This is a genomic window from Nonomuraea soli (assembly GCF_013761175.1).
Classification (GTDB): Bacteria; Actinomycetota; Actinomycetes; order Streptosporangiales; family Streptosporangiaceae; genus Nonomuraea; species Nonomuraea soli.
The window spans coordinates 563,627-587,100 of record NZ_JACDUR010000001.1 but is presented as its reverse complement, the minus strand read 5'-3'; the positions used below and the strand labels follow the sequence as shown (position 1 = coordinate 587,100).

The following is a 23,474-nucleotide window of genomic DNA, read 5'->3' as shown; positions in this document are numbered from 1 at the left end:
TGGGAAAATCTGCGATCTTATGGTTACTCACCGTAATATCGATGGGCGACTTACCCGCGGCGCGGCTCCAGGAAGGCCCCGACCACGGAGTGGTCGAGGCGCCGGGTGCGCCCGTCGCGCTCGGCCGTACGGCAGTTGCGGTCCAGGTACACCAGGGCGCCCGTGCCGTCGTCGTAGCGCACCAGGATCGACAGCTCGTGGGTGAAGCCGACCTGCGAGCAGACCCGCATCCCCGTCTTGTCAACGGGTGGAAGCCCGTTGAGCACCTCCACCAGGCGGCCCACGTCCCCCTCGACGGTCCGCCGCCGGTCGGGTTCCCTGCCCTCACGGCGCACGATCCCCAGCTCGCACAGGGTCACCGACACCACACCCTCGGCGGGCACCAACGGCCCAGGCTCGGGACCGTACGCCCAGCGCGCGGGCCAGACCTCCGGGCAGTCCACGGCGCCCGACGGCGCAGCCTCCACCACGGCGGGCCCCGCCGAGCACGCGGCCGCCATCATCACGGCCGGCAGAGCCAGAGCCAAACGGGCGATCGCCACGCCGCTCAACCTACGCGACCGCGACCGGTCAGGAATCGAGAAGCGTCCGCCCATGCCCCGGCCTAGCGTGACGACCATGGACATCACGATTCACGCCAGTTTCCTGCCCTCCGACGACCCCGACGCCTCGCTGTCGTTCTACCGCGACGCCCTGGGCTTCGAGGTGCGCCACGACGTGTCCTACGACGGGATCCGGTGGCTCACCGTCGGTCCGGCGGGCCAGCCGGGCCTCTCGATCGTCCTGGAGCCTCCCGGCTCCGATCCCGGCGTCTCCGACGAGGAGCGCCGCATGATCGTCGAGATGATGGCCAAGGGCACCTACGCGGGCATCCTGCTGTCGACGGACGACGTCGACGCGACGTTCGAGAAGGTTCAGGCCAGCGGGGCCGACGTGGTGCAGGAGCCCATCGACCAGCCGTACGGCGTGCGCGACTGCGCCTTCCGCGACCCGTCGGGCAACCTGATTCGCATCCAGCAGGGTCCGTGAGACCCCCCTCGGCCGCTCACCGCCGGCGCGCGAGGTGCACCGTGATGTCGGCGGCGATCTCCACCGCGTCGGGCAGGACCTCCAGGATCCGGCCGAACACCTGCTCCCGTTCGGCGGCCGGCAGGACGAGGTAGGCCGAGACGGTCGAGAGGTAGCCGACGAAGTCGTGGGCGCTCATCGTCAGGCGCCGCTCGACCACCGCCTGCCGGACGTCGCCGAACCACTCCGAACGCTGGAGTTCCGTCCCCGGCCACTGCATCTCGTGCTCCGGAGGCGTGCCGTCCGGGGAGGGGATCTCGTCGCTCGCCAGGAACGGCGAGCGCGCCACGCGGACGGCCTCCTCCACGGCGGGGTCGGCCAGCTGGACCGGCCCGCCGAACGAGGCGAACACGCCACCCGGCTCCAGAAGCCCGGCCATGCGCGACCACCGGCGCTCAGGGCTGGTCCAGTGCAACGCCGCCGCCGCGAACACCAGGTCGTAGGTCTCGCCGTGCCGCAGGTCCTCGAACGCGGCCTGGACGGTCCTGACGGTGCCCGGCACGTGCTTGCGCAACTCGGCGAGCATCTCAGCGTCGGGCTCCGTCGCGGTGACCGTGACCCCGCGCCCGGCGAGCAACCGGGTCGCCTTACCGGTCCCGGCGCCGATCTCGAGAGCGGTCATGATCGGCCGTCCCGCGTACGCCGTCACCGTGTCGAAGAACCCGTCGGGATAGCCGGGGCGGAAGCGTTCGTAGGTTTCCGCCACCGCTCCGAAACTCAAGGCGCGACCAGACATGCCGAGCATCCTGACACACCGGAAACGCCGCAGGCGACGGCTTGAGGGATGCGGGCATGGCCTTCAAATGGGTAATTGTCGCGCACCAGAGCTGCACACTTTCTTCACATGAGTGCGGCAGGATCACATCCGTGCGCCTTCGACAAAAGGTTGCGATTGCGGCAGTACTCTCCATCACGGCTGGCTGCGCAACAACCCTCAAGACCCACGCTGTCACGATGGACGACCTCCTGCTTCCGGTCGAACAGCTTCCGACGAAATCGGCCAATGGGGCCTGGAAGGCGTCGCCCGAAGACCTGAATCCAGAAACTGACAGTCTCGACCTCGACGGGAAGCCACAGGGCAAGTCGGCTTTGTTCTTCGGAGACGAGGAAGCGCGGTTGAGGAAGTGGGACGGGCTTGTACAACGAGTTCATCGTCTAGCCAGCCCGTCTTCCGCCGAGGCGGAACAGCGAGACGCGCCCTACGGAAGGATCCTCGTTGACGAGGAGAACCCTTATGGACCCATCGTCCCAATGTCCCTATCGACGGTTTCACTCCATGGCGACTCGCCAGCTCTCATGTGTGCGGGCGAGGGCGAGAATCTTGAGAGGCAATGCCCCTTCTGGCAGTTCCGCGAGAGATTTGGCGCGTATCTCGTCGACATTGATTATTCGCGAAACTACGACCCTCAGCGCCGACTGATCCCGAAGGACGAGTTCCTCGCCGTCGTGCGAGCCATCGACCACCACGTCAGTGAAGTGCTCAAGGACCGTGCGGTGCGCTCGGCGACCTCAGCCTCTACGATCCGGATGGCCGGCTCGACAGCCGTCCCCTGACCCCTCAAGAGCTCCGCGATGCGCTTGCCGCAGGCGCGGATGAGCGGAGAGCGAGAAAGAAATTCCGCGCCCACGTCATCACCTCCCTGCCGGGACGCGGCGACCTCCAGGGAGGAGAGCCCGAGACGCAAGTGGCTCCCCGGAACGGCGAAGGCCCCTACCCGGTGATCCGGATAGGGGCCTTACGCTGCGTCAGCTTGCCCGAGGGCCAGCTCCCGCGATAGGACTCGAACCTATAACCTGCCGGTTAACAGCCGGCTGCTCTGCCGATTGAGCTACACGGGATCGGACTTCGCGCTGCTCGGCCGGGCGTTTGGGCCCTTCCTTGCGGCGCAGGAATAGATTAGCGCACTCCTGGAGTGCGTGTCGCATCGTCGTCGGGGTAGGCCCGGAGAAGCGGAGGTGGAACATGCGATATCGGATGGCGTTCGCCGTCGGAGTGGCGGTCGGTTACGTGCTCGGGAGCCGCGCGGGTCGCGAGCGGTACGAGCAGATCAAGCGCACGGCGCAGCGCGTGGCGGACAGCCCGACCGTGCAGGAGGCTGCGGGCCTGATCGGCGCGCAGGTGTCGAAGGTCACCGACGTGGCCAGGACCAAGGTCGGCGACACGTTGCACAACCGGCTCCCGTTCCTGAACAACCACAAGGACACGGGAACCGGCTGGCCCGAGCCGGGCGCGCGGGAGGACGAGAAGCTCGACAGGAGCGGTCTGCCGTATTAGCGGCGGTCAGACGCCCATGCTGCGGCGTACTCCCTCCAACGCCTGCTCGGCCTGAGCACGAAGGCCTGGATCCGCCGGATCCAGGCCTTCGTCGAAGACGAAGGTCCATCCGAGCACCTCGCCGCCGGGCTTGCGGCGGGCGACCAGGCGCACGCCGCCGTCAACGCCGGGCAGGTTGACGTGTTTGTTGACCACGATGGTGGAGTTGACGCGTTCGCGCAGGGTCTCGGGGACGCGCCCGGGTTCGGTGACCGCGACGCGCACGGTGGTGCCGTCGGCCCGGATCACGGTGAGCCCGCGCTGGTCCCAGGAGGCTTTCTCGATCTCCTCGTACGGCAGGCGGCCGCCGTCGGGCAGCAGCAGGGCCTGGTCGGTGGCGGCGAGATGTCCCTCGCCCGAGGGGGCGGAGACGAGCAGGCGCTCACCGCGAAGGAGGCGTTCCCGCACCGCGGCGGGAGTCCGGCGAAGAAAGCTCATCCGTTCACGGTATCGGCGAGCAGGTCGAGGGTGAGCGCCGCACTCCAGGAGAAGTCGCGGCAGCCGCGCCCGCTGCCGTCGAAGGGGTCGAAGCATTCGCGGAAGCCCGCCTGCCGTACCAGGCGCAGGGTGCCGGTGGTGAGCAGCTGGGTCAGGTGGGTCAGGCCGTGGACGGCGGCGGCGCGGCGCAGCAGCCAGTTGGTGTTCACCCAGGAGGGCCCGCGCCAGTAGCGGGTGCGGTCGAACTGGGCGGCGCGGATCTCGCAGCTGGGCACGGGGTAGCCGGTGGCGCCCATGAAGCGCGCGGACTCCAGTACCTCGATGAGGCTGACGACTCGTTCGGCGGGCAGCGCGGGGTCGAGGAGCGGGCCGAAGGAGCCGACGGTGCTGATCGGGATGAGGTGGTCGCCGCCGCGCAGGTCGCGGGCGTGGAAGCAGCCGTCCCAGAGGCGCTCCTGGAGCGCCTGGCGGATGCGTGCGGCCTGTTCCAGGTGCGGGGCGGGGTCCTCGCCCGCGACGGGCGCCAGCTCGGCCAGGGCCATGCAGGCGGCCAGCCAGATGCCGTTGAACATCGGGTCCTCGATGGCGAACGGGTGTTCGTCGCGCAGGTATTCGGACCGGTATCCGGCGTTGCGGTAGCGCAGGGCCAGCCAGACGTAGCGGTCGTGGGCGCTGTCGGGGTGGCGTTCGTCGAGGTCGACGTTGCGGTAGCCGTACCTGATCTCGGGCAGGGCGGCGAGCGGCTCGTCCCAGGCCGGGCTGTCGTCCATGCCCGACTCCCACGGGTGCACGATCGCGGCCAGGCCGGCGCCGCCGAGGTCGCGCGAGGTGGCCAGGTAGTGGTGCTGGGCGGCCAGGGCGGGGAAGACCCGGCGGACGAATCCCGCCATGTCCGAGCCGTGGCGCCATAACCACCACACCGCCAGGGCGTGCATCGGCGGGGCGGTCAGCCCGGAGGTCAGGACGGAGTTCGGCGCCGATTCCTGGTCCTGGGAGCGCCACACGGACGGTCCGGGGAAGTACATCTCGGGCGTGTGGAAGACGATGTGCGGCACCATGCCCGTGGCCCACTGCCCCTCCAGCAGGCTGAGCAGCTCCTGCGCCGCCTGGGCGGGCCGGTGCCTGGCCATGCCGATGGCGACGAAGGCGGAGTCCCAGCTCCACTGGTGCGGGTAGAGGCCGGGCGCGGGCACCGTGGCGACCCCCGTCCAGTTCGCTTCGAGCACCGCCAGCGCCTCACGTTCGAGCGCGGCGTCGTCGACAGCCGGCCGGCCCTCCATCCACCCACTATGCGCGCGTGGGCGCCGGTGGAAAAGCCCTGCGCAGCACGAGCAGGGCGATGTCGTCCTCGTGCTCGTCGCCGGCGAGCCCGCCGAGGATGCTGTCGCAGATCTCGTCGAGGCTGCCGCTGACCTGTCCGGCCAGGGCCTGGAGGCGGTCGAGGCCGTCGATCAGCGGCATGTCGCGGCGCTCGATGAGCCCGTCGGTGACCAGCAGGAGCGTGCCGCCGGGCGGGATGGTCAGGTTGACGTCGCCCGATCTGGGCAGGTCGGCGCCGAGCAGCGGCCCCGGCAGGGTGTGGTACTCGGCGCGGCCGGAGGCGTCGACGATCAGCGGCGGCAGGTGGCCGGCGTTGGCGGCGCGCACCTCGCCGGTCGCGATGTCGACCGACAACAGGCAGACGGTGGCGACCTCCTTGGGGTGGAAGCGCAGCAGCAGCCGGTTGACGTGTCGCAGCACGTCGCTCATGGTGTGGCCTTCGAGGGCGTAGGCGCGCAGCGTGTGTCGGATCTCGCCCATCACGGTGGCCGCGTGCACCGAGTGCCCCATCACGTCGCCGATGGCCACCAGGAGGCCGTCCTCGAGCTCCACGACCTCGTAGAAGTCGCCGCCGACCTCGGCCTCGCGGCTGGCGGGCACGTAGCGGGCGCACAGCTCGAATCCGGGTACGACGGGCAGTTCGGGGGGCAGCAGCGCGCTCTGCAGGGTCAGGGCGATGCGCCGTTCCTCGTCGCGGGCGCGCAACGCCTCCACGGCCAGCGTGACGGCCTGGGCGAGCTGGCCCAGGACGTGCCGGTGCTCCTCGCCGGGCGCCGCCTCCACGGGCACCGTGACGGCCACGGGCGGCCTGGCGGGGTTGGGCCTGGAGACGGCGACCCACTGCTCCTGCTCGGCCACCAGGCTCACCGGCCAGGTGTCCGCCTGCTCCACGGTGATCGTCAGCCCGGTCGGCGACGTCCAGACCTTGTCACCGGAGTACTCGCCGGCGGAGGGGATCGAGGTGGCGTATCTCGTGCCCGCGAGCACCGCTGCGGGGCCGCCGAAGATTCTCCCGGCGCCCTCGGCCGCGGCGGCGAGCAGGTCCTCGACCCGTTCGGCCAGGTTGACGGCGAGCGTGGTGTCGGCCAGTCCGGCCAGCATGTGCGCCAGCTGCTCGGCCTGCCGTCGTGCCCGCGCGTAGCGCAGCATCGCGTTGACGGTCGCCAGCAGCACCTCGGGCTCGACGGGTTCGATCAGGTAGCCGTCGGCGCCGCGGGCCAGGCCCTCCGCCCAGTCGGTGACCTGGACGGCGGTGGCGGTCAGGTGCACGACCGGGGTGGCCGCGGTGAGCGGGTCGGCCTTGATCTGCTCGCAGACCGCCATGCCGCTCATGTCGGGCAGGCTGATGTCGAGCAGCACCAGGTCGGGTCCGGCCTGGGCGACCTGGTCCAGGGCCTCCCGCCCGGTGCCCGCCACGATCACCTGGTATCCGGCCTGCTGGAGCCACGTGGAGACCACGTACCTGTTGGCCTCCAGGTCGTCCACGACGAGGATCAGGTCACTCATTCTCGACACCGGCCAGCGCGCGCAGGAGCTGCCCGCGCGTGAGCGTCGCCTTGGCCAGGACGGCGTTGGCCCCTTCCGGCTCCCGAGTCAGCTCGGCCGAGGTGATGAGCACCACGGGCACCGTCCGGGTGCGTTCCTCGGCCCGCAGCTCGCGCAGCACCTCAAGCCCGTCCATGCCCGGCATGAACACGTCGAGCAGGATCGCGTCGTACTGCTCGCGCCGGGCCAGTTCCAGTCCCTGGAGGCCGTCCTCGGCCTCGTGGATCACCTCGGCGCTCTCCTCGATCAGGGAGCGCACCACCCGCCTGTAGGCGGGGTCGTCGTCGGCGATGAGGACCCGGTCCAGCCGCAGGGTGTACGGGTGCGGGAGCCGTACCTCGAAGGTCGTGCCCTCGCCGAGCCGGCTGCGCACCCCGAGCGTGCCGCCCTGGATCTCCACGAGCTTCTTGGCGTACGGCAGGCCGAGCCCCGTGCCCCTGACGCCCGTCTGGTGGTCGCCCTTGACCTGGTAGAACTCCTCGAAGATGCGCCCCAGCTGGTCGTCGGGGATGCCGACGCCGGTGTCGGCGACGGTCAGCACCGCCACGTCGCCCTCGGCGCGCGCGCTCAGCCGGACGGTGCCTGATCTGGTGAACTTCAGGCCGTTGGTCAGCAGGTTGCGGAGCACATGAGTCATCATCTCAGGGTCGGCGTGCAGCAGATCGAGCGAGTCCGGGTCGTCCATCACCAGCTCGACGCCCTCGGGGGCCAGCGGGCGCAGCAGGCCGTCGAGGCGCGCCAGCATCAGGCGCACGTCCACGTCGGCTGGATGCGGCTCCAGGCGGCCGGACTCCGCCTTGGCCAGGTCGAGCAGCTCGTTGACCAGGCCGAGCAGGTCGTTGGCCGAGGAGCGCACGAGCTCCACCTCACGGCCGCCTCCCATGAGGCGGGTCAGGCCCAGGATGGAGGTGGCGGGCGCGCGCAGCTCGTGGCTGACGTTGGCCAGGAACCGGCTCTTGGCCTCGCTGGCCTCTCTCAGCTGCGCCGACTTGTCCTCGAGCTCGGCGTAGAGGGCCACGACTCCCTGGTTGGTGCGTTCGAGCTCCTCCGACAGCTGGGTGTAGAGGGCCATCACGCCGTGGTTGGTCTCCTCGAGCTCGAGGTTGGTGCGCTGGACGTCCTCGAGGGCGGCGAGCAGTTCCTGGTTCTGGGCCCGCAGCTCGTCGAGCGGGCTGCTGCGTACCAGGCCGGCCAGGTGCTCGCGCAGCTCGCGCAGCCGTGCGCGGGGAAGGCGCGGCAGTGCCTTGAACAGGATGATGTCCTCCTCATCGAGTTCGGTGCCGTCCATCAGGCGGGCCGCGGCGATGATGCCCGTGGCCCGCGTGGTCAGCCCGCGCTGGCGCAGGACGAGCTCCAGCCGGTCATCGCCCAGGCGTACCACGGCGGTGGTGGCCGCGCCACGGCTCAGACATTCCCGGCCTGCCTCACTCAGGGCAGCGGCCACCCTGACCTGGTCCTGGTAGTCGAGCCCGACCGCCGCGGCGGCGGCCCGGCCGAGCTGGCGGGCGGTGAAGACATCGGCCTCGCTGCGCAGCTCCAGGGAGAGCAGGTCGGCGTTGTCGCTCATGTCCGTGCCACCAGCACGCCGGCGTCGTCGCGGCGCAGCCCGGCGTCGCGCAGCAGCGTCGCCGCGATCACCAGCGGCGCCCTCGTGCGCAGGCCCGGGTAGGAGTCGAGGTCCCAGCGCGGGTTCAGGCCGTCGGAGTGCAGGATCACGAGCGCGGCCGGAGGCAGCGTGTAGTCGTACTCCCGCACGGTCGGCGACTGGTGGCCGACGATGCCGGGCAGCGACGTGAGGTTGCGCTGGTTGCGTCCGGCGATCACCCCGTTGATGTTGCCCAGCCCGGCGAAACGCAATCGTCCGGCCGCCGGGTCGAGTTCGGCGACGCCCACTGCGGCGCCACGGGTGTGGCGCAGCTCCTCGTGCAGGTGGCGCAGGAGTTCGGCGGGAGGTTGCGGAGTGGCCGCGAGGAAGGCCCGCATCGCGTTGCGGGTCGCCGACTCGGCCAGCGGCCCGTGCCCGAGGCCGTCGCTCAGCATCAGCCGCGTCACACCGTCCTCACGCCGTACGGCGTAGCCGTCGCCGCAGGCCGACTCTCCCGCCAGCGGCCGGATCAGCCCGTCGGCCTCCTCCTGCTCGCAGCCGAAGCCCGCCGCGAAGACCGAGCCGCGGCCGGGCAGGGAGTAGGCGTCGTACCAGTCGCTGAGCCGGGCGATCGCGCCCAGGCCGATGCCGAGCGTGCCGGCCGTGGAGCCGGGCTGCCGCTCGAAGGGCAGCAGGTCGGGCATGCCGGGACCGGAGTCGAGCGTGAGCAGTTGCAGCCCGGCCCCGGTGCGGCGGACCAGCATGGCTCCCTTGCCGGCGTGCTTGACCAGGTTGGTGGCCAGCTCGGTGGCGGCGATGAGCAGCTCGCCCGCGCGGTGCTCCGGCAGGTCGTTCTCGCGGGCGTGGTCGGAGACGGCGCGGCGCACCGCCGCGATCTCACCGTCGCCCGTCAGGTGGATCCACGCCTGCTTGGCTATCGGGCCCACTTCGTCACCGTCACCGTCGTGCCCCTGCCCGGCTCCGAGCGGATCTCGAAGGCGTCGACCAGCCTCTTGGCGCCGCCCAGGCCCAGGCCCAGGCCGCCGCCGGAGGTGTAGCCGTCGCGCAGCGCGAGCGCGAGGTCGGCGATGCCGGGGCCGTCGTCGTGGAAGAGCGCGCGCACGCCCGCGCGCGTTCCGTTCTCCACCCGCTCGATCGTGGCGCTGCCGCCGCCTCCGTAGGTCAGGGTGTTGCGCGCCAGCTCGCTGGCGGCGGTGACGAGCTTGGTCTGGTCGACCAGCGAGAGCTTGGCCTCGATCGCCAGGGCGCGGACCGCCTGACGCACGCGCACCACGTCGGCGTCGCCGTGGATGGGCAGCTCCTGCGCCGTCATGACAGAAGTCGCAGACCGCGCTCGACGTCGAGCGCCGTCTTGATGCCGTTCAACGACAGCCCCAGCTCCACGAGGGTGATCGCGACGGCAGGACGCATGCCGACCACGACGGTCTCGGCGTCGAGGATCTTCGAGATGCCGGCGATGGCGGCCAGCATGCGCCCGGCGAAGGAGTCGACGATCTCCAGTCCGGAGATGTCGATGAGCACGCCGCGCGCGCCCGTCGCGGCGATGCGGTCGGCCAGGTCCTCCTGCAGCGCCAGGACCATCTGGTCGTGCAGATCGGTCTGGATCGACACCAGCAGGGTGTCGCCGATCTTGAGGACCGGGATGCGCTCCATCTAGCGGCTCCGCTTGGCGATCTCGGCGTTGACGTCCACGTCGAGGCGGCTCAGGGCGAGCATGAGCGCGTCGGCGAGGCTGGCCTTGGTGGCGATGTCGCCGAACTCGATGCCCAGCGCCACGATCGTCTGGGCGATCTGCGGGCGGATGCCGGAGATGATGCACTCGGCGCCCATGAGCCGGGCGGCCACGACGGTGCGCAGCAGGTGCTGGGCGACCTGGGTGTCGACGGCGGGCACGCCGGTGATGTCGATGATGGCGTGCTCGGAGCCGGTGTCGACCAGGGTCTGCAGAAGCTTCTCCATGACGACCTGGGCGCGGGCGGAGTCGAGCGTGCCCACCAGCGGCAGCGCCACCACCCCGTCCCACAGCTTGACCACGGGGGTGGCCAGCTCCAGCAGCTGCTCGGCCTGGTTGGTGATGACTTCTTCGCGGGCCTTGGTGTAGGTCTCGAAGGTGTAGAGACCGAACTCGTCGATCACGCGGAAGAAGCCGGTGACATCGGTGTCACCCAGGACCTTGCTGACCGCCTCCTTGAGGCCGAAGACGCTGACCGCGGTCTCGCGCGGGCTGAAACCCTGCTGGGCCCGGTCGCGCGAAAGCTCCACCAGCAGAGCTCGCACCTCGGCGTACGGCTCGGCCTGCGGATCGGTGCCTCCGCCCGCCTCCAAGGCGCCGAGCAACGCGTCGAGGATGTCGCGCAGCTCCTTCTCCACCAGAGCCGCCGGCAGCCGTCCGGCCAGGGAGCGCGCCACGACCTCGCGCCACTCCCGTACCAGCTCGGACTCGTTCTGCCGGCACCGCTCGACCACATTGCCAAATGTCATGGGACACCACACTAGAGAAGCCACTCGGCCCGTGATAGGCCTACGGTTGCATCAGGACAACGATTATGGACGAGGTGTCACTTTGCATGTGTCAGTGGATCTGGTCGAACCGTTCGCGGTGGCGGCTGTGGTCGGAGAAGTCGACTCCACCACGACGGACCGGCTGCAGGCGGCCATCGACGAGGCTGTGAAACTTTCTCCCCACCTCCTGCTCGATCTTTCGGAGCTGGGATTCCTCGACAGTGCGGGGATCAGGGTGATCCTTCACGCCTACAACCATGCCAAGCAGACCGGCGGCAGCCTGGCGATGTGCGGCCTGCGCGCGTCGCCGCAGCGCCTGATCGAGCTGGTCGGACTGGCGGAGTACATCCCCACCTACCGCACCCGTGACGACGCTCTGGAGATCGGGCCGGTGCTGCCCGTGTGATTTCGGCCACGCCTCGCGTGTGAATCCATGCCCAATATCGCGGGAACCGCCTGGACAGATCAACCGTTGACCCGATAAATCAGCTCATAGCGAGGGGGCACGGGGGTTCCAGGAGGCGCTCATGAGCACGCCCATCAGCAAGGACGGGGTCGACCACGCGCTCAAGGCGCGCCGGGCCGAGCAGGACCGCATCTCCGAGAGCCTGCTGACCCTGGAGTCCAACACCACCTACCAGCTGCTCGACGGCTCCGCCTTACGCGGCGGGACCCTGGTCAGGTGGTCGGCGGCCCAGGATGCCGCCGCCACGATGTGGGCGCTCAACGACGCCTACCGGCGCACCATGCGCCAGGCCGAGGACGTGCGCGCCAGGCGCGCCAGGGTCGGCTCGCAGGAGCTGGCCGAGCTGAACGAGCTGCTCAACGCCCCCACGATCGAGATCCCCTCGCCCGGATCCGGGCCGCTGACCCTGCTGCCCGCCCCCGACGAGCGCATCAGCCTGGACGAGGTCGTCGACCGCATGGAGGTCGCCTTCCGCCGGGTGATGGAGGTCGTCGAGGCCGTCGACGCGGTCTGGTCGGCCGCCTTCCCCCGCCTCGACGAGGCCGCCGCGGCCGTCAAGGAGGCCTACGACCTGGCCGCGGAACTGGGCGAGAGCCCCGGCCTGGGCGGCGCGGAGGACGAGGTGCGCGCGATGCGTGAGGCGGCCCTGCTCGACCCTCTCGGCACCACGCTGCCCGCCGCGCGCCTGGACCAGGTGCTGGCCGCCCTCCGCACCCGGCTCACCGCCCTTCGCGCGGCCGTCGCCACCATGCGGGAGTACGGCAGGCGCAAGGAGCTGCTCACCTCCGTGATCGCCAAGGTGGCGGGGGCCGAGCAGCAGGCCAGGCTGGCGCACACCGAGGTGGCGGTCAAGATCCTGCTCCCGCCCACCGCCCGTCCGCAGGACGGCGCCGGGCGGCTGAGCGCCGAGCTGGAGTCGATCGACGCCTCCGCCGAGGGCTGGTCGGCCCGCGCCGACCGGCTGACCGCCCTGGAGCGCTCCGCCGCCGAGGCCGAGACCCAGGCGCTGCGGCGGGCCGGAGCCCTCAGGGGGCTGCTCGGCAGGCGCGAGGAGTTGCGCGGCCGGCTCCTTGCAAGTCAGGCGAAAGCCGTACGAAAGCGACTCGCGGAAGATCCAGAAGCGAGCCGGTTATACGACGAGGCCCGCCAGCTGCTGTGGACCGCGCCGTGCGACCTCAACCGTGCAGCACAGCTGGTCGAACGCTACAGCAGGGAGGTCAACCGATGACGGCCTGTCGTGAACCCGGCTGTTCAGGACAGATCCAGGACGGCTACTGCGACTACTGCGGCAGCCAGGACACCGCGAGCGTGTCCACCCCGATCGCGGCCGCTCCCGCGCCGTCGAGCCCGGTGAGCTCGACGCCCGTGAGCACGCCCGTGAGCACCCCGATGAGCACGCCCGTGAGCAGCCCTGTCACGAGCCCGGTCAGCCGTTCCACCGGCTCGACCGGCTCGGCCAGCCGCTCGCGCGGCGAGCTGCGCGACGACCTCGAGGACCTGCCTCAGGTGCCGGTGCGCAACCCACAGGACGTCATCATGGCCAACCCGATGGTCCCCGAGCACAAACGGGTCTGCGTCAAGTGCGACGAACTGGTCGGCCAGTCGATCGCCGGCCAGCCCGGCCGCACCCGGGGATTCTGCCCGCGTGACCGCACCCCGTTCGACTTCGAGCCCAAGCTGGGCAAGGGCGACCTGGTGGCGGGGCAGTACGAGGTGGAGGGCGCGCTTGCGCACGGCGGCCTGGGCTGGATCTACCTGGCCTCCGACCGCAACCTCGACGGCAAGTGGATGGTGCTCAAGGGCCTGCTCAACGCCGGCGACGCCGAGGCCAGGCTCGCCGCGGAGGCCGAGCGGCGCGTCCTGATCAGCGCCGACCACCCCAACATCGTCAAGATCTACAACTTCTGCCAGCACCAGGGCGCCGACTACATCGTCATGGAGTACGTCGGCGGCCCGCCGCTGGCCGAGCTGCGCAAGCAGGGCCTGATCCCGATGCGCGAGGCCATCCGCTACGGGCTGGAGATCCTCAAGGCCTTCGGCTACCTGCACGACCTGGGCCTGGTCTACTGCGACCTCAAACCGCACAACGCCATCCGCGTGGGCAAGCAGCTCAAGCTCATCGACCTGGGAGCGGTGCAGCGGCTCGGCTCGCCCGCGGGCACCTCGTGGGCGACCCTCGGCTACTACGCGCCCGAGGTCGAGACCAAGCCCGCGACGGTCTCCTCCGACCTGTACACCGTCGCCAGGACGATCGCGGCGTTGTGCGTTCCCGGCTTCTCGCCGACCACGCAGGGCAAGGTCAACCCGCTGCCCTCCGACTGCGGCGACGACTCCTTCCGCCGGGTGCTGGCGCGCGCCACCGCGCAGCGGCCCGAGCGGCGCTTCCAGAGCTCGGCGGAGATGGCCGAGCAGCTGCGCGGCGTGCTGAGGGAGCTGAGCGCGGCCGAGGAGGGCCGGCCGTACGAAAGCCCCTCGAACCTCTTCGGGCCCGACCGCCTGGCCCACGGGCGGGTGACGGACCGGCCGGGGCCGGACACGCTGCCGGCGCCCCAGGTGGATCCCGACGACCCCGCCGCCGGCGCGCTCGCGGGCCTGATCGCCCGCGATCCCGCCGAGCTGGTCGCCCAGCTCGGCACCCTGCAGGAGACGCCCGAGGTGGTGCTCGCCAAGACCAGGGTGCTGGCCGAGAACGCCCTGCCCGGCGCCCGCGAGGCCGTCGTCGCCGCCTCCCGTGCGCTGCCCGGCGACTGGCGCGTCACCTGGTGCCAGGGCCTGCTGGCCCTGGCCGAGGAGCGGGGCGACGAGGCGACGGCGCTCTTCGAGGAGGTGCTGTCGTTCCTGCCGGGCGAGCTGGCGCCCAAGCTGGCGCTCGGCCTGGCGGCCGAGGTCGCGGGGCACGACCCGGTGCGCTGGTACGAGGTGGTGTGGCGCACCAACCGCACCTACGTGAGCGCCGCCTTCGGGATCGCCAGGCACCGCCTGCGCGCAGGAGACCTGGACGGCGCGATCACCGTGCTGGAGCAGGTGCCGCGCAGCTCCAGCCGGCATCCCGCGGCCGTGCTGACGATCGTGGAGGCCCTGGCCCGCAGCCCGCGACGGGCCGAGGACCTGCCCCTGGCCGCCGACCGGCTGGAGGAGCTGCACGACCTGGACCAGCGCCGCCGCGACCTGCTCGTCTCCACCCTCCTGGAGACCGCGCTCAGGTTCCCCGGAGCGCCCGGTCTCAAGATCGCGGGCACCGAGTTCACCGCCACGGCCGTGCGCCGCCGGCTCTCGGACCTGTACCGGCGGCTGGCCAAGGCCTCCGACAACCGGCAGGAGCGGCACGAGTACGTGGACCGCGCGAACGCCGTCAGACCCAGGACGTGGATATGAAGTGCCCCGTGTGCGACTCCCCGGTGCGGCGAGAGCACTCCTTCTGCGAGAACTGCGGGCACGAGCTGGCGGCGGCCACCTGTACGGCATGCGGAGGCTTCGACACCGACGGCTCCGGCTACTGCTCGCAGTGCGGCCAGAGCATGCCGACCGGGCGCGACCACCTGGAGATCGAACTCGACGACGGGGCGGCCGGCATCACCGACCGGGGCCTGCGGCGGCGCCGCAACGAGGACGCCATGGCCCTGGTCTCGTCCGACAAACTCGTCATCGGCGTCGTCTGCGACGGCGTCGCCACCTCCCCGCGTGGTGACGAGGCGGCGATCTCCGCCTCGGAACTGGGTGCGGCCAAGCTGCTCGAGGAGCTGGCGGCGGGCGCCACCCACCACGAGGCCACCGTGCGCGCCTGTCGTGTCTCGGCCGCGGCCGTGGCCGCCATGGGCGTGCCCGACGACGCGCCGGCCTGCACCTATGTCTCGGCCATCGTCGAACCCGGCACGATCACCATCGGGTGGATCGGCGACAGCCGCGCCTACTGGCTGCCGGAGTCCGCTCCCGCCGTCCTGCTCAGCCAGGACGACGTGGCCTCCCACGGCGTGCTGACGAGCTGGCTCGGCGCCGACGCCGACGTGGTCGACGCCCATGTGCACACCTTCGCCCCCGAGTCGCCCGGTCTTCTGCTCGCCTGCTCGGACGGGTTGTGGGAGTACCTGACCAGGGAGGCCTTCCCCAGGTCCGGCACGCCGCTCGAGCGTGCCAGGGACCTGCTGCGCCACGCGCTCGCCTCGGGCGGCCGCGACAACGTGACCATCGTTCTCATCCCGGGAGGCCCGGCATGACTTTCGTCCTCCATGTCGACCAGAACAAGTACCTGCCAGCCGACGGCACCCAGGTGCACGCCGTCCTCACCGTGGAGTCCACCTCCGAGGTGACCGTGGAGACCAGCCGCCCCGCCCAGGCGGCCGAAGTGATCATCGTGGACACCTCGGGGTCGATGTCCGGCAGCAAGATCCGCGACGCGAGGGCGGCGGCGGCCGCGGCCGTGCAGGCCCTGCCCGACGGCGCCCGCTTCGCGGTGATCTCCGGCGACGACCAGGCCAGGCTGATCTACCCGCGCGGCAAGCAGCTCGCGCTCGCCTCCCACGCGACCCGTTCCGAGGCCGTCAAGGAGATCGGGCGCCTGCTGGCCAGCGGCGGCACCGAGATCGGCAAGTGGCTGCGGCTGGCGGGCGACCTGCTCGACGGCCACCCCGAGGCCGTCAGGCACGCCATCCTCATGACCGACGGCCAGAACAACGAGTCCGCGACCGTCTTCCAGAAGGCTCTGACCGCCTGCCAGGGGCGCTTTACCTGCGACAGCATGGGCATCGGCACCGACTGGGTGCCCAGCGAGCTGGCCAAGATCTCCGACGCGCTGCTCGGCACCCACACGTTCGTGCGCGACCAGAGCACCCTGGCCGATTACTTCCGCACCCTCACCAGGACCGCCATGAGCAAGACGGTGGCGGAGCTGATCCTGCGGGTGTGGGTGCCGAAGGACGCCAAGATCCTCTACCTGAAGCAGGTCTCCCCCACCCTGCTCGACCTGACCGGCAAGCGCACCGAGGTCAACGAGCTGACCGGCGACTACCCGACCGGATCCTGGGGCGCCGAGGAGCGCGAGTTCCACCTGTGCATCGAGATGCCCGTGCGCAACCTCGGGCAGGAGGTGCGGGCCGGCTGGGTCAAGCTGATGCTGCCCGAGACGCAGGAGGTCTTCGCCTCCGGCAACGTGCTGGCCACCTGGACCGACGACCTGGCCCAGTCCACCAGGATCAACCGCAAGGTCGCCCACTACACCGGCCAGGCGGAGCTGCACACGCTGATCCAGGAGGGCCTGCGGGCCCGCGAGGGCGGCGACGAGGACACCGCCACCGCCCGCCTGGGCAAGGCCGTCAAGCTCGCCGAGTCGTCGGGACGCGAGGACACCGCCCGGCTGCTCAACAAGATCGTCGAGGTGGACGAGAGCGGTACGGCCCGGCTGCGGCGCAACGTCGACAAGGCCGACGCGATCGAGCTCGACACCGGTTCCGTGCGCACCAGCAGGCTGAAGCGCGGCGAGCCGGGCGCGGGCGGCGACGGCGCGGGCGGCGCGCCCGCGGGCGGCGCGCCCGCGGGGCGGTGAGGCGGCCGTGACGGCGATCTGCCCGCAGGGCCACACCTCAGGCGACGACGAGTACTGCGACACCTGCGGTGACCGCATCGCCGGAGCCGCTGCCTCGTCCGCTCCCACCTCCTCGTCGTCTTCGCCGGCGCCCACGCTGTGCCCTGTCTGCCAGGAAGTGCTGGCCGACCGCTACTGCGAGGTGTGCGGCCACGACTCGCTGGCCGCCGTGGTCCCGGCCGCCCCCGCCGCCGGCCCCGTCTCCTGGGAGGCGGTCGTCTCCGCCGACCGCGCCTACTTCGAGAAGGTCATCGCCGACGGTGGCCCCGACGCCGCAGCCATGCTGTTCCCGCCCTACTGTCCCGAGCGCTCCTTCCCGCTGAGCGGGCAGCAGGTGCGCATCGGACGGGCCAGCCGCTCGCGCGGGACCGTCCCCGAGATCGACCTGGGCGCCGCGCCCCCGGACCCGGGCGTCTCGCACCTGCACGCCGTCCTGCTGGGCCAGGACGACGGCACCTGGGTGCTGGTCGACCCGGGCTCGGCCAACGGCACCCAGCTCAACGGCAGGCCGCTGCACGAGAACGTGCCCGAGCCCGTCCGCGACGGCGACCGCATCCACGTGGGCGCCTGGACCCTGATCACCATCCGGGGGAGCGCCTGATGGCCGTCACGCAGGCGCCCGCCACACGCCCGGCACCCGCCCCCGGCGCTCCGGCGAAGACCCCGGTGAAAAGCCCGCCACGGCCCGTCTCGGTGCCGGGGCGGGTGCGCCTGCTGACCGGGCTGTCGCTCGGCGCGCTGGCGCTGATGCTCGGCTCCGTCGTCCTGGGCGCCCTGGTGGCCGGGGCGGGAGTCGACGACATCGGGCGCGACGCCGGCCCGCAGGCCCTGGCCACGACCGGCCTGTACCGGAACATGTCCGAGATGGACGCCCTGGCGGCCGAGTCGCTGCTCCAGGGCCGCGAGCGCGGTCCCGAGCAGGCCGACCTGGAGCTGTACGACCAGCGCCGGCGGCAGATCGCCGAGGCCCTGCTGGGCGCGCACGAGCTGGCCCTGGACAACACCGCGGAGAAGAACACGATCACCTCGCTGATCGAGGGACTGGGACGCTACGAGCGGCTCGCCTCCCAGGCGCGGCTGCTGGACCGCCAGTCGCAGCACGCCCCGGGCCCACCACCCGACGACGTGGTCGCCGTCTACCAGCGCGCCACCGACCTCATGCACAAGGAACTGCTGCCGCAGGCCTACAACCTGACGCTGGAGAGCGGCACGATCGTGCGCCGCGCCTACGAGGACGCGCGCTCCTCCGCCACGCTCGCCAACGGCGCCGTGGCCCTCACCGGCGTGCTCACGCTCGCCCTCCTCGTCGTGCTGCAGGTCTATCTGACCAGGCGATACCGGCGCGTCTTCAACCCGATGCTGCTGGGCGCCACCGCGCTCGTCGCCGTCGGCCTGATCGGCGGCGCCGCGCTGCTGAACTCCCAGGACTCGGCGCTGCAAGCCGCCAAGCAGGACAGCTTCGACGAGGTGCTGGTGCTCAGCCGCGCCAGGGCCATCAGCAACAGCCTCCACGGCGACCAGATCCGCTCGCTCATCGACCCCGAGCGGCGCGACACCTACAACCACACCTTCTTCGACAAGTCCCAGTCGCTGGTCTACATCGAGGCCAAGAGCCTGGGCGACTACCAGGCCGGGCTCAACGGCGCCTTCGACGACTTCGTGGGCCTGCTCGGCACGACCCTGGTCGGCCAGGACCGCGTCAAGGTCTTCACCGCCTTCCAGCGGTTCCAGCAGAGCGACTCGCAGCTGCGCGCCTCCGACGTGCGCGGCGGCATCGCCGTCTTCCAGCAGGCGGCCAAGGCCGACTACGCCGCCTACGACCAGACCATGGAGACGCTGGCCAAACGGCACGAGGTCGACTTCAACCGCGCCATCGACTCCGGCGCCGGCGCGCTGGAGGCGTTGTGGCGGTGGGTGCCGGCCGCGCTGGTGCTGGCCGGCGCGCTCGTGCTGGCCGGCGTACGGCCACGGCTGAAGGAGTACCGGTGAGGCGGGGCCCGGCCGCACTGCTGGCCGTCCTGGCCGCCGCATGCCTGGTCACCGCGTGCTCGGCGGGCGAACCCGAATCGATCATGGACAAGGACACCCTGGTCGTCGGGGTCAGGCCCGACCTGCCGCAGATCGGGCTGGAGGTCTCCCCCGGCAGCTTCCAGGGCTTCGACGTGGACGTGGCCGCCTACCTGGGCAAGGAGCTCGGCAAGGAGATCACCTTCGTCAGAGCGCTGGCCGCCGACCGCGAGCGGCTCCTCCTCGAGGACAAGGCCGACCTGGTCGTGGCGACCTTCTCCATCACCCAGGAGCGCAAGACGAAGATCGGCTTCGCCGGGCCGTACCACATCTCCTACCAGGACATCCTGGTGCGCCCCGACGAGAGCCGCATCACCGACGTGCGCTCGCTGGCCGGGCGCGCCATGTGCGCGGTCGAGGGCTCCAACGCGGCGGAACGGGTCGTGGAGGAGCGCGGCGTGCAGGCGCGGCTGGTGCCCGCACCCGACTACGACACGTGCCTGCCCAAGCTGAAGAGCGGCGAGATCGACGCCATCACCACCAACGACATCATCCTGGCCGGGCTGGCGCTGCGCGACGGCACCGGGCTCAAGCTGCTCAACGCCCAGTTCAACGAGCAGCGCAGCGGCGTGGGGCTGCGCAAGGGCGACGTCAGGGGCTGCGAGGAGCTCAACCGGGCGATCACCCGCATGTACCAGGACGGCACCGCGCGCATGCTGCTCGACAAGTGGTTCGGCAAGTCCGGCATCGACCTGTCGATCGTGGCGGTGCCGCAGTTCGAGGGCTGCTCGTGAGGCGGACGCTGGTGGCGCTGTGCCTGCTCGCGACCGTGTCCTGCTCGGGGTCGGGGCCTGCCTCGATCATGGACAAGGACGAGCTGACCGTGGCGATCCGGCTCGACATGCCGCTGATCAGCTTCCAGGTGCCGGGCGGCTTCGACGGCTACGACGTGGCGGTCGCCAAGGACCTGACCCGGCGCGTGGGCAAGACGGTGCGCTGGCTGCCCATCAAGGCGGGCGAGCAGCTTCAGGTGCTCGCCGAGGGGCGCGCCGACCTGGTGTTCGCGCACATGTCGGTCACCCAGGAGCGCAAGAAGACGATCGGCTTCGCCGGGCCGTACCACATCGCCCACCAGGACATCGCCATACGGCGGGACGACGACTCGCTCATCCGCAGTGTGCGCGACCTGGCGGGTCGCAAGATCTGCTGGGTGCGTGGCACCAACATCGCCACCCGCATCATCGACGAGCGCCACGTCAAGGCGACCGCGGTGGCCGCGCCCGACTACAACACCTGCCTCACCATGATCGCCAATGGGACGATCGACGCGATCTCCACCGATGACACGATCCTGGCGGGCCTGGCCTCCAAGCCCGGCGCCAACCTGCGCATCGTCCGCGCGACCTTCAACGAGCAGCGCACCGCCGTCGGCATCCCCAGGGGCGACGTCCGGGCCTGCGAGGACCTCAACCGCGCGATCACCGGGATGTACCAGGACGGCACCGCGCGCATGCTGCTCGACAAGTGGTTCGGCCAGTCCGGCATCGACCTGTCGACGGTCGCCGTTCCGCAGTTCGAGGGCTGCTCGTAGCATCGTCGGATGCGTAATGCCGAGTTCAACGATCCGCGCCTGGTCGAGCTGTACGACGCGGCGTTCGGGTGGGGCAGGGACGACGACTTCTTCCTGGCCGTCGCCAGGGAGCGGCCCGGCTCGCGGGTGCTCGACCTGGGGTGCGGCACGGGGCGGGTGACGATCGCGCTGGCCGCGGCGGGGCACCGGGTCACCGGCATCGACCCGGCACGCGCCTCCCTGGAGGCCGCCAGGGCCAAGCCGGGCGCCGAGCGGGTGACGTGGATCGAGGGCGTCTCGTCCGCCGCGCCCGAGCGCTCCTTCGACCTGGTCGTGATGAGTGCGCACGTGGCGCAGTTCCTGCTCGACGAGGAGTGGCCCGCCACGCTCGGCGACCTGGCCCGCGCGCTCGTGCCGGGCGGGCGGCTGGTCTTCGACTCGCGCGACCCTCACGACCGGCGGTGGGAGCGGTGGAACCCGGAGGAGTCGCGCACCGTGACACGGCTGCCGGGCGGAGCCGAGGTCGAGTGGTGGACCGAGGTGACCTCCGTGGCCGAGCGTGACGTCAGCTTCGTGCACCACTACCTGTTCCCCGGCGAACGGCTCGTCAGCTCCGCGACACTGCGGTTCAGGACCGAGCAGGAGCTGCGCGAGTCGCTGGAGGCGGCGGGGTTCGACGTGGAGGCCGTCTACGGCGGATGGGAGAGGCAGCCGGTGGGACACGCGGACGGCGAGCACCTGGTGATCGCCCGCCGCCGCTAGCCCCCGCCTCTCCCGGCCCTTTCAGCGCCTGCGGGCCCTGAGCACGGTGTCCCGCATCGTCATCCCGTGCCCGTTGTGCGCCCTCACCGTGCGGGTCCTGGGCTCGGCGGTCAACACCTCCCACCGGGCAGGGTCGAGCCCGGCCGCGACCTCCTCGGCCGTGAAGTGCACCTGGGGCCCCGAGGCGTGGGCGGCGCTGTGCTCGTCGGACGGGTGGTGCCCGACGATCAGCAGGGTCCCTCCCGGCGCGACCGCCGCCGCCAGCCGGGCGATCAGGTCGTCGCGCGGGCCCGCCGGGTGCACGTACGCGGAGTAGACCAGGTCGTAGGCCTCGTCCTCGGGCTTCCACTCCGTGAGGTCGGCCCGCTGCCAGTCGACCAGGCCTCCGGCGTCCTTGGCCCTGGCGTTGTCCAGGGCGGCGGCGCTGATGTCGACCGCGCTCACCCGCCAGCCCCGGCCGGCCAGCCAGCGCGCGTCGGTCCCCTCGCCGCATCCGGCCTCCAGGGCCCGTCCCGGGGTCAGGTCGGCGCTCTCCTTCTCCAGGTGCGCGTTGACGTTCTCGGGCTGGTAGCCGGAGCGGTGGCGCTCCTCCCAGTACTCGCGGGAGAACTGCTTGCTCGCGGCCACGGCCGCCCTGGTCTCCTCGGCGACCAGGTCGGCGTTGATCTGCGCCCCGGCCATGGCCCCCGCCGCCGCGGAGGCGCCCACCTGCGCCATGAGGTCGGTGACGTTGCCCGCGACCCACAGCCCGGGGACCTCGGTGCGGCCGAAGGCGTCGGCGGGGACGTGCTCGCCCGCTCCGCTGGGGTGCTCGACAGCTCGCAGGCCCAGTCCCTCCAGCAGGCCGGCGCGCGCGACCATGCGGGTGGCGACCGCCAGGGCGTCCCGCTCGACCAGCGTGCCGTCCGCCAGCCGCAGGCCGGTGAGCCTGCCGCCGGTGGACTCGGCCGCCGCCACCTCGCCGGTGACCACGCGGATGCCGCGCGCGGCCAGCTGCTCGGCCTCCTCGTCGCTGAGCGGCCGCGTGTGGGCGAAGAAGGTGACGTCGTCGCTGAGCTGGCGGAAGAGCAGGGCCTGGTGCATCGACATGGGGCCGCTCGCCAGGACGCCGATCGCCTGGTCGCGCACCTCCCAGCCGTGGCAGTAGGGGCAGTGCAGCACGTCCTTGCCCCAGCGCTCGCGCAGGCCAGGGATCGGGGGCAGCTCGTCGACCAGCCCGGTGGTCACCAGCAACCGGCGTGCTCGCACGCTCCTGCCGTCGGCCAGGGTGACCACGAACTCGTGCTCGTCAGCGGGGTGCTCCGCCGTACTCCCGTGGCCCCCGTGCCCGTGCCCGTGGCCGTGCCCGTGGAGGGGCCGGCGCTCGGCCGCGACGACCTCGCCGGTCACCACGTGGGCGCCGTAGCCCCTGACCTCCTCGCGGCCGCGTGCCAGCAGCTCGGCAGGAGGTGTGCCCTCCCTGGCGAGCAGCCCGTGCACGCCCTCGGCCGGCGCGTTGCGCGGAGCCCCCGCGTCGATCACCGCCACCGATCGCCGCGACCGGGCCAGCATCAGCGCCCCGTTCAGCCCCGCGGCGCCCCCGCCGACCACCACCACGTCATAGCTGCTGTTCAGCTCATCGGTCATCTCGACCACCTCCGCGTCCACTATGCGAACCTACCCACGCATTTCGCAAACTTCGTTGCCGATCTGGCAAACTGGAGTCATGGAGGACGACCTGAACATCACGCTCGACGCGGTCGGCGCCCGCCTGCGCGAGCTGCGCACCCAGCGCGACATCACGCTGACCGACCTGGCCGCGACGACGGGCATCTCCGTGAGCACCCTGTCGCGCCTGGAGTCCGGGGTGCGGCGCCCCACGCTGGAGCTGCTCCTGCCGCTGGCCAGGGCGTACGGCGTAACGCTCGACGAGCTCGTCGACGCCCCGCCGACCGGAGACCCGCGCATCCACCTGCGGCCGATCAGCCGCCACGGCATGACGATGTTGCCGCTGACCCGCCGCGCGGGCGGCATCCAGGCGTTCAAGCTGGTGATCTCACCCGACAGCCCGCGCCGGTCGCCCGACCCGAAGACCCACGAGGGTTACGAGTGGCTGTATGTGCTCAACGGGCGGCTGAGGATCGTGCTCGGCGAGCACGACCTGGTGCTCGAACCGGGCGAGGCCGCCGAGTTCGACACCCGCGTGCCGCACTGGTTCGGCCCCGCCGACGACGAGGCGGTGGAGTTCCTGAGCCTGTTCGGCACCCAGGGAGAGCGGGCGCACCTGCGCGCCCGGCCGAAGTCCCGGGATTGACAGCG

The 23,474-nt window shown here is 71.4% G+C and carries 25 protein-coding genes, 1 tRNA gene and 2 pseudogenes; 14 read left to right on the top strand and 14 right to left on the bottom strand.

All coding sequences use genetic code 11. The features are described 5' to 3' along the window. Positions 1–50: 50 nt before the first annotated feature. Complete coding sequence (locus tag HNR30_RS02810) at positions 51–542, bottom strand: hypothetical protein (protein WP_181608043.1); 492 nt, start codon at positions 540–542, stop codon at positions 51–53. Positions 543–618: 76 nt separating this feature from the next. Here HNR30_RS02810 and HNR30_RS02805 point away from each other — a divergent pair, with 76 nt between their 5' ends. After that, positions 619–1,029, top strand: a complete 411-nt coding sequence (locus HNR30_RS02805; RefSeq protein WP_181608042.1) for a VOC family protein — start codon at positions 619–621, stop codon at positions 1,027–1,029. A gap of 16 nt (positions 1,030–1,045) precedes the next feature. Here HNR30_RS02805 and HNR30_RS02800 read toward each other — a convergent pair whose 3' ends face one another. After that, positions 1,046–1,804, bottom strand: coding sequence for a class I SAM-dependent methyltransferase (locus HNR30_RS02800; protein ID WP_181608041.1), 759 nt, complete (start codon positions 1,802–1,804; stop codon positions 1,046–1,048). Positions 1,805–2,022: 218 nt separating this feature from the next. On the opposite strand from HNR30_RS02800, the gene HNR30_RS02795 reads away from it, so the two are divergent. Next, positions 2,023–2,622 carry a hypothetical protein gene (locus HNR30_RS02795; protein ID WP_181608040.1) on the top strand — a complete coding sequence of 200 codons (600 nt, stop codon included), beginning with the start codon at positions 2,023–2,025 and terminating at the stop codon, positions 2,620–2,622. Positions 2,623–2,834: 212 nt separating this feature from the next. On the opposite strand, the gene HNR30_RS02790 is transcribed toward HNR30_RS02795, so the two are convergent. Beyond that, a tRNA-Asn gene (locus HNR30_RS02790) sits at positions 2,835–2,907 on the bottom strand. Between the two features lie 124 nt (positions 2,908–3,031). Between HNR30_RS02790 and HNR30_RS02785 the strand changes: the two genes are divergently transcribed. After that, a complete protein-coding gene (locus tag HNR30_RS02785; RefSeq protein WP_181608039.1) occupies positions 3,032–3,343 on the top strand; it encodes a YtxH domain-containing protein in 312 nt (103 codons plus the stop codon). 6 nt (positions 3,344–3,349) lie between these two features. Here the strand turns inward: HNR30_RS02785 and HNR30_RS02780 are convergent, their stop codons facing one another. From HNR30_RS02780 to HNR30_RS02745, 8 genes are read right to left on the bottom strand one after another with little or no spacing between them, the layout of a single operon-like run. Further along, a complete protein-coding gene (locus HNR30_RS02780; RefSeq protein ID WP_181608038.1) occupies positions 3,350–3,820 on the bottom strand; it encodes a hypothetical protein in 471 nt (156 codons plus the stop codon). Next, entirely contained in the window at positions 3,817–5,100 is a 1,284-nt protein-coding gene (locus tag HNR30_RS02775) for an amylo-alpha-1,6-glucosidase (RefSeq protein ID WP_181608037.1), read from the bottom strand. The genes HNR30_RS02780 and HNR30_RS02775 overlap by 4 nt, the downstream gene beginning before the upstream one ends. Positions 5,101–5,107: 7 nt before the next feature. Further along, positions 5,108–6,646 carry a fused response regulator/phosphatase gene (locus HNR30_RS02770; protein ID WP_181608036.1) on the bottom strand — a complete coding sequence of 513 codons (1,539 nt, stop codon included), beginning with the start codon at positions 6,644–6,646 and terminating at the stop codon, positions 5,108–5,110. Next, positions 6,639–8,252 carry an ATP-binding response regulator gene (locus tag HNR30_RS02765; protein ID WP_181608035.1) on the bottom strand — a complete coding sequence of 538 codons (1,614 nt, stop codon included), beginning with the start codon at positions 8,250–8,252 and terminating at the stop codon, positions 6,639–6,641. Before HNR30_RS02765 ends, HNR30_RS02770 begins: the two co-directional genes overlap by 8 nt. After that, positions 8,249–9,217, bottom strand: coding sequence for an ATP-binding protein (locus tag HNR30_RS02760; protein WP_181608034.1), 969 nt, complete (start codon positions 9,215–9,217; stop codon positions 8,249–8,251). Before HNR30_RS02760 ends, HNR30_RS02765 begins: the two co-directional genes overlap by 4 nt. Next, positions 9,205–9,603: an anti-sigma regulatory factor gene (locus HNR30_RS02755; RefSeq protein ID WP_181608033.1), complete on the bottom strand. Its 399-nt coding sequence runs from the start codon at positions 9,601–9,603 to the stop codon at positions 9,205–9,207. The genes HNR30_RS02760 and HNR30_RS02755 overlap by 13 nt, the downstream gene beginning before the upstream one ends. Then, positions 9,600–9,944 (bottom strand): STAS domain-containing protein, encoded by a 345-nt coding sequence (locus HNR30_RS02750; RefSeq protein WP_181608032.1) that lies wholly within the window; start codon positions 9,942–9,944, stop codon positions 9,600–9,602. The genes HNR30_RS02755 and HNR30_RS02750 overlap by 4 nt, the downstream gene beginning before the upstream one ends. Next, positions 9,945–10,772, bottom strand: a complete 828-nt coding sequence (locus HNR30_RS02745; RefSeq protein ID WP_181608031.1) for an STAS domain-containing protein — start codon at positions 10,770–10,772, stop codon at positions 9,945–9,947. Here HNR30_RS02745 and HNR30_RS02740 point away from each other — a divergent pair. Together HNR30_RS02740 and HNR30_RS02735 are read left to right on the top strand one after the other, a co-directional pair. Continuing rightward, positions 10,771–11,199: an STAS domain-containing protein gene (locus tag HNR30_RS02740; RefSeq protein WP_281389450.1), complete on the top strand. Its 429-nt coding sequence runs from the start codon at positions 10,771–10,773 to the stop codon at positions 11,197–11,199. The genes HNR30_RS02745 and HNR30_RS02740 overlap by 2 nt on opposite strands. Before the next feature lie 121 nt (positions 11,200–11,320). After that, a complete protein-coding gene (locus tag HNR30_RS02735) occupies positions 11,321–12,487 on the top strand; it encodes a hypothetical protein (RefSeq protein WP_181608029.1) in 1,167 nt (388 codons plus the stop codon). A gap of 52 nt (positions 12,488–12,539) precedes the next feature. Here HNR30_RS02735 and HNR30_RS49895 read toward each other — a convergent pair whose 3' ends face one another. Beyond that, entirely contained in the window at positions 12,540–12,677 is a 138-nt protein-coding gene (locus HNR30_RS49895; protein ID WP_312894281.1) for a hypothetical protein, read from the bottom strand. On the opposite strand from HNR30_RS49895, the gene HNR30_RS02730 reads away from it, so the two are divergent. Genes HNR30_RS02730 through HNR30_RS02695 form a run of 8 tightly spaced genes read left to right on the top strand, consistent with a single transcriptional unit; the run spans position 12,661 to position 21,176 of the window. Beyond that, positions 12,661–14,634: a serine/threonine-protein kinase gene (locus tag HNR30_RS02730; RefSeq protein WP_425569685.1), complete on the top strand. Its 1,974-nt coding sequence runs from the start codon at positions 12,661–12,663 to the stop codon at positions 14,632–14,634. The two genes, HNR30_RS49895 and HNR30_RS02730, sit on opposite strands and share 17 nt — an antisense overlap. Beyond that, positions 14,631–15,473 carry a protein phosphatase 2C domain-containing protein gene (locus tag HNR30_RS02725; RefSeq protein ID WP_181608027.1) on the top strand — a complete coding sequence of 281 codons (843 nt, stop codon included), beginning with the start codon at positions 14,631–14,633 and terminating at the stop codon, positions 15,471–15,473. The genes HNR30_RS02730 and HNR30_RS02725 overlap by 4 nt, the downstream gene beginning before the upstream one ends. Beyond that, entirely contained in the window at positions 15,470–16,798 is a 1,329-nt protein-coding gene (locus HNR30_RS02720; protein ID WP_181608026.1) for a vWA domain-containing protein, read from the top strand. Before HNR30_RS02725 ends, HNR30_RS02720 begins: the two co-directional genes overlap by 4 nt. Positions 16,799–16,805: 7 nt before the next feature. Next, positions 16,806–17,438: an FHA domain-containing protein gene (locus HNR30_RS49890; RefSeq protein WP_181608025.1), complete on the top strand. Its 633-nt coding sequence runs from the start codon at positions 16,806–16,808 to the stop codon at positions 17,436–17,438. Next, positions 17,438–18,826, top strand: a complete 1,389-nt coding sequence (locus HNR30_RS02710) for a GlnX family signal transduction membrane protein (RefSeq protein ID WP_181608024.1) — start codon at positions 17,438–17,440, stop codon at positions 18,824–18,826. Before HNR30_RS49890 ends, HNR30_RS02710 begins: the two co-directional genes overlap by 1 nt. Beyond that, positions 18,823–19,638, top strand: a complete 816-nt coding sequence (locus tag HNR30_RS02705; RefSeq protein ID WP_312894193.1) for a transporter substrate-binding domain-containing protein — start codon at positions 18,823–18,825, stop codon at positions 19,636–19,638. The genes HNR30_RS02710 and HNR30_RS02705 overlap by 4 nt, the downstream gene beginning before the upstream one ends. Further along, complete coding sequence (locus tag HNR30_RS02700; protein ID WP_181608023.1) at positions 19,635–20,435, top strand: transporter substrate-binding domain-containing protein; 801 nt, start codon at positions 19,635–19,637, stop codon at positions 20,433–20,435. The genes HNR30_RS02705 and HNR30_RS02700 overlap by 4 nt, the downstream gene beginning before the upstream one ends. Positions 20,436–20,444: 9 nt before the next feature. Then, on the top strand, positions 20,445–21,176 hold the full coding sequence (locus HNR30_RS02695) for a class I SAM-dependent methyltransferase (protein ID WP_181608022.1): 732 nt from the start codon (positions 20,445–20,447) through the stop codon (positions 21,174–21,176). Positions 21,177–21,197: 21 nt separating this feature from the next. Here HNR30_RS02695 and HNR30_RS50595 read toward each other — a convergent pair. After that, positions 21,198–21,764, bottom strand: a pseudogene (locus tag HNR30_RS50595) (class I SAM-dependent methyltransferase); the annotation flags it as partial. Between the two features lie 9 nt (positions 21,765–21,773). Continuing rightward, positions 21,774–22,802: pseudogene (locus HNR30_RS50590) on the bottom strand (NAD(P)/FAD-dependent oxidoreductase); the annotation flags it as partial. 79 nt (positions 22,803–22,881) lie between these two features. Here HNR30_RS50590 and HNR30_RS02685 point away from each other — a divergent pair. After that, positions 22,882–23,469 (top strand): helix-turn-helix domain-containing protein, encoded by a 588-nt coding sequence (locus tag HNR30_RS02685; RefSeq protein ID WP_181608020.1) that lies wholly within the window; start codon positions 22,882–22,884, stop codon positions 23,467–23,469. The last annotated feature ends 5 nt before the right edge of the window (positions 23,470–23,474 follow it).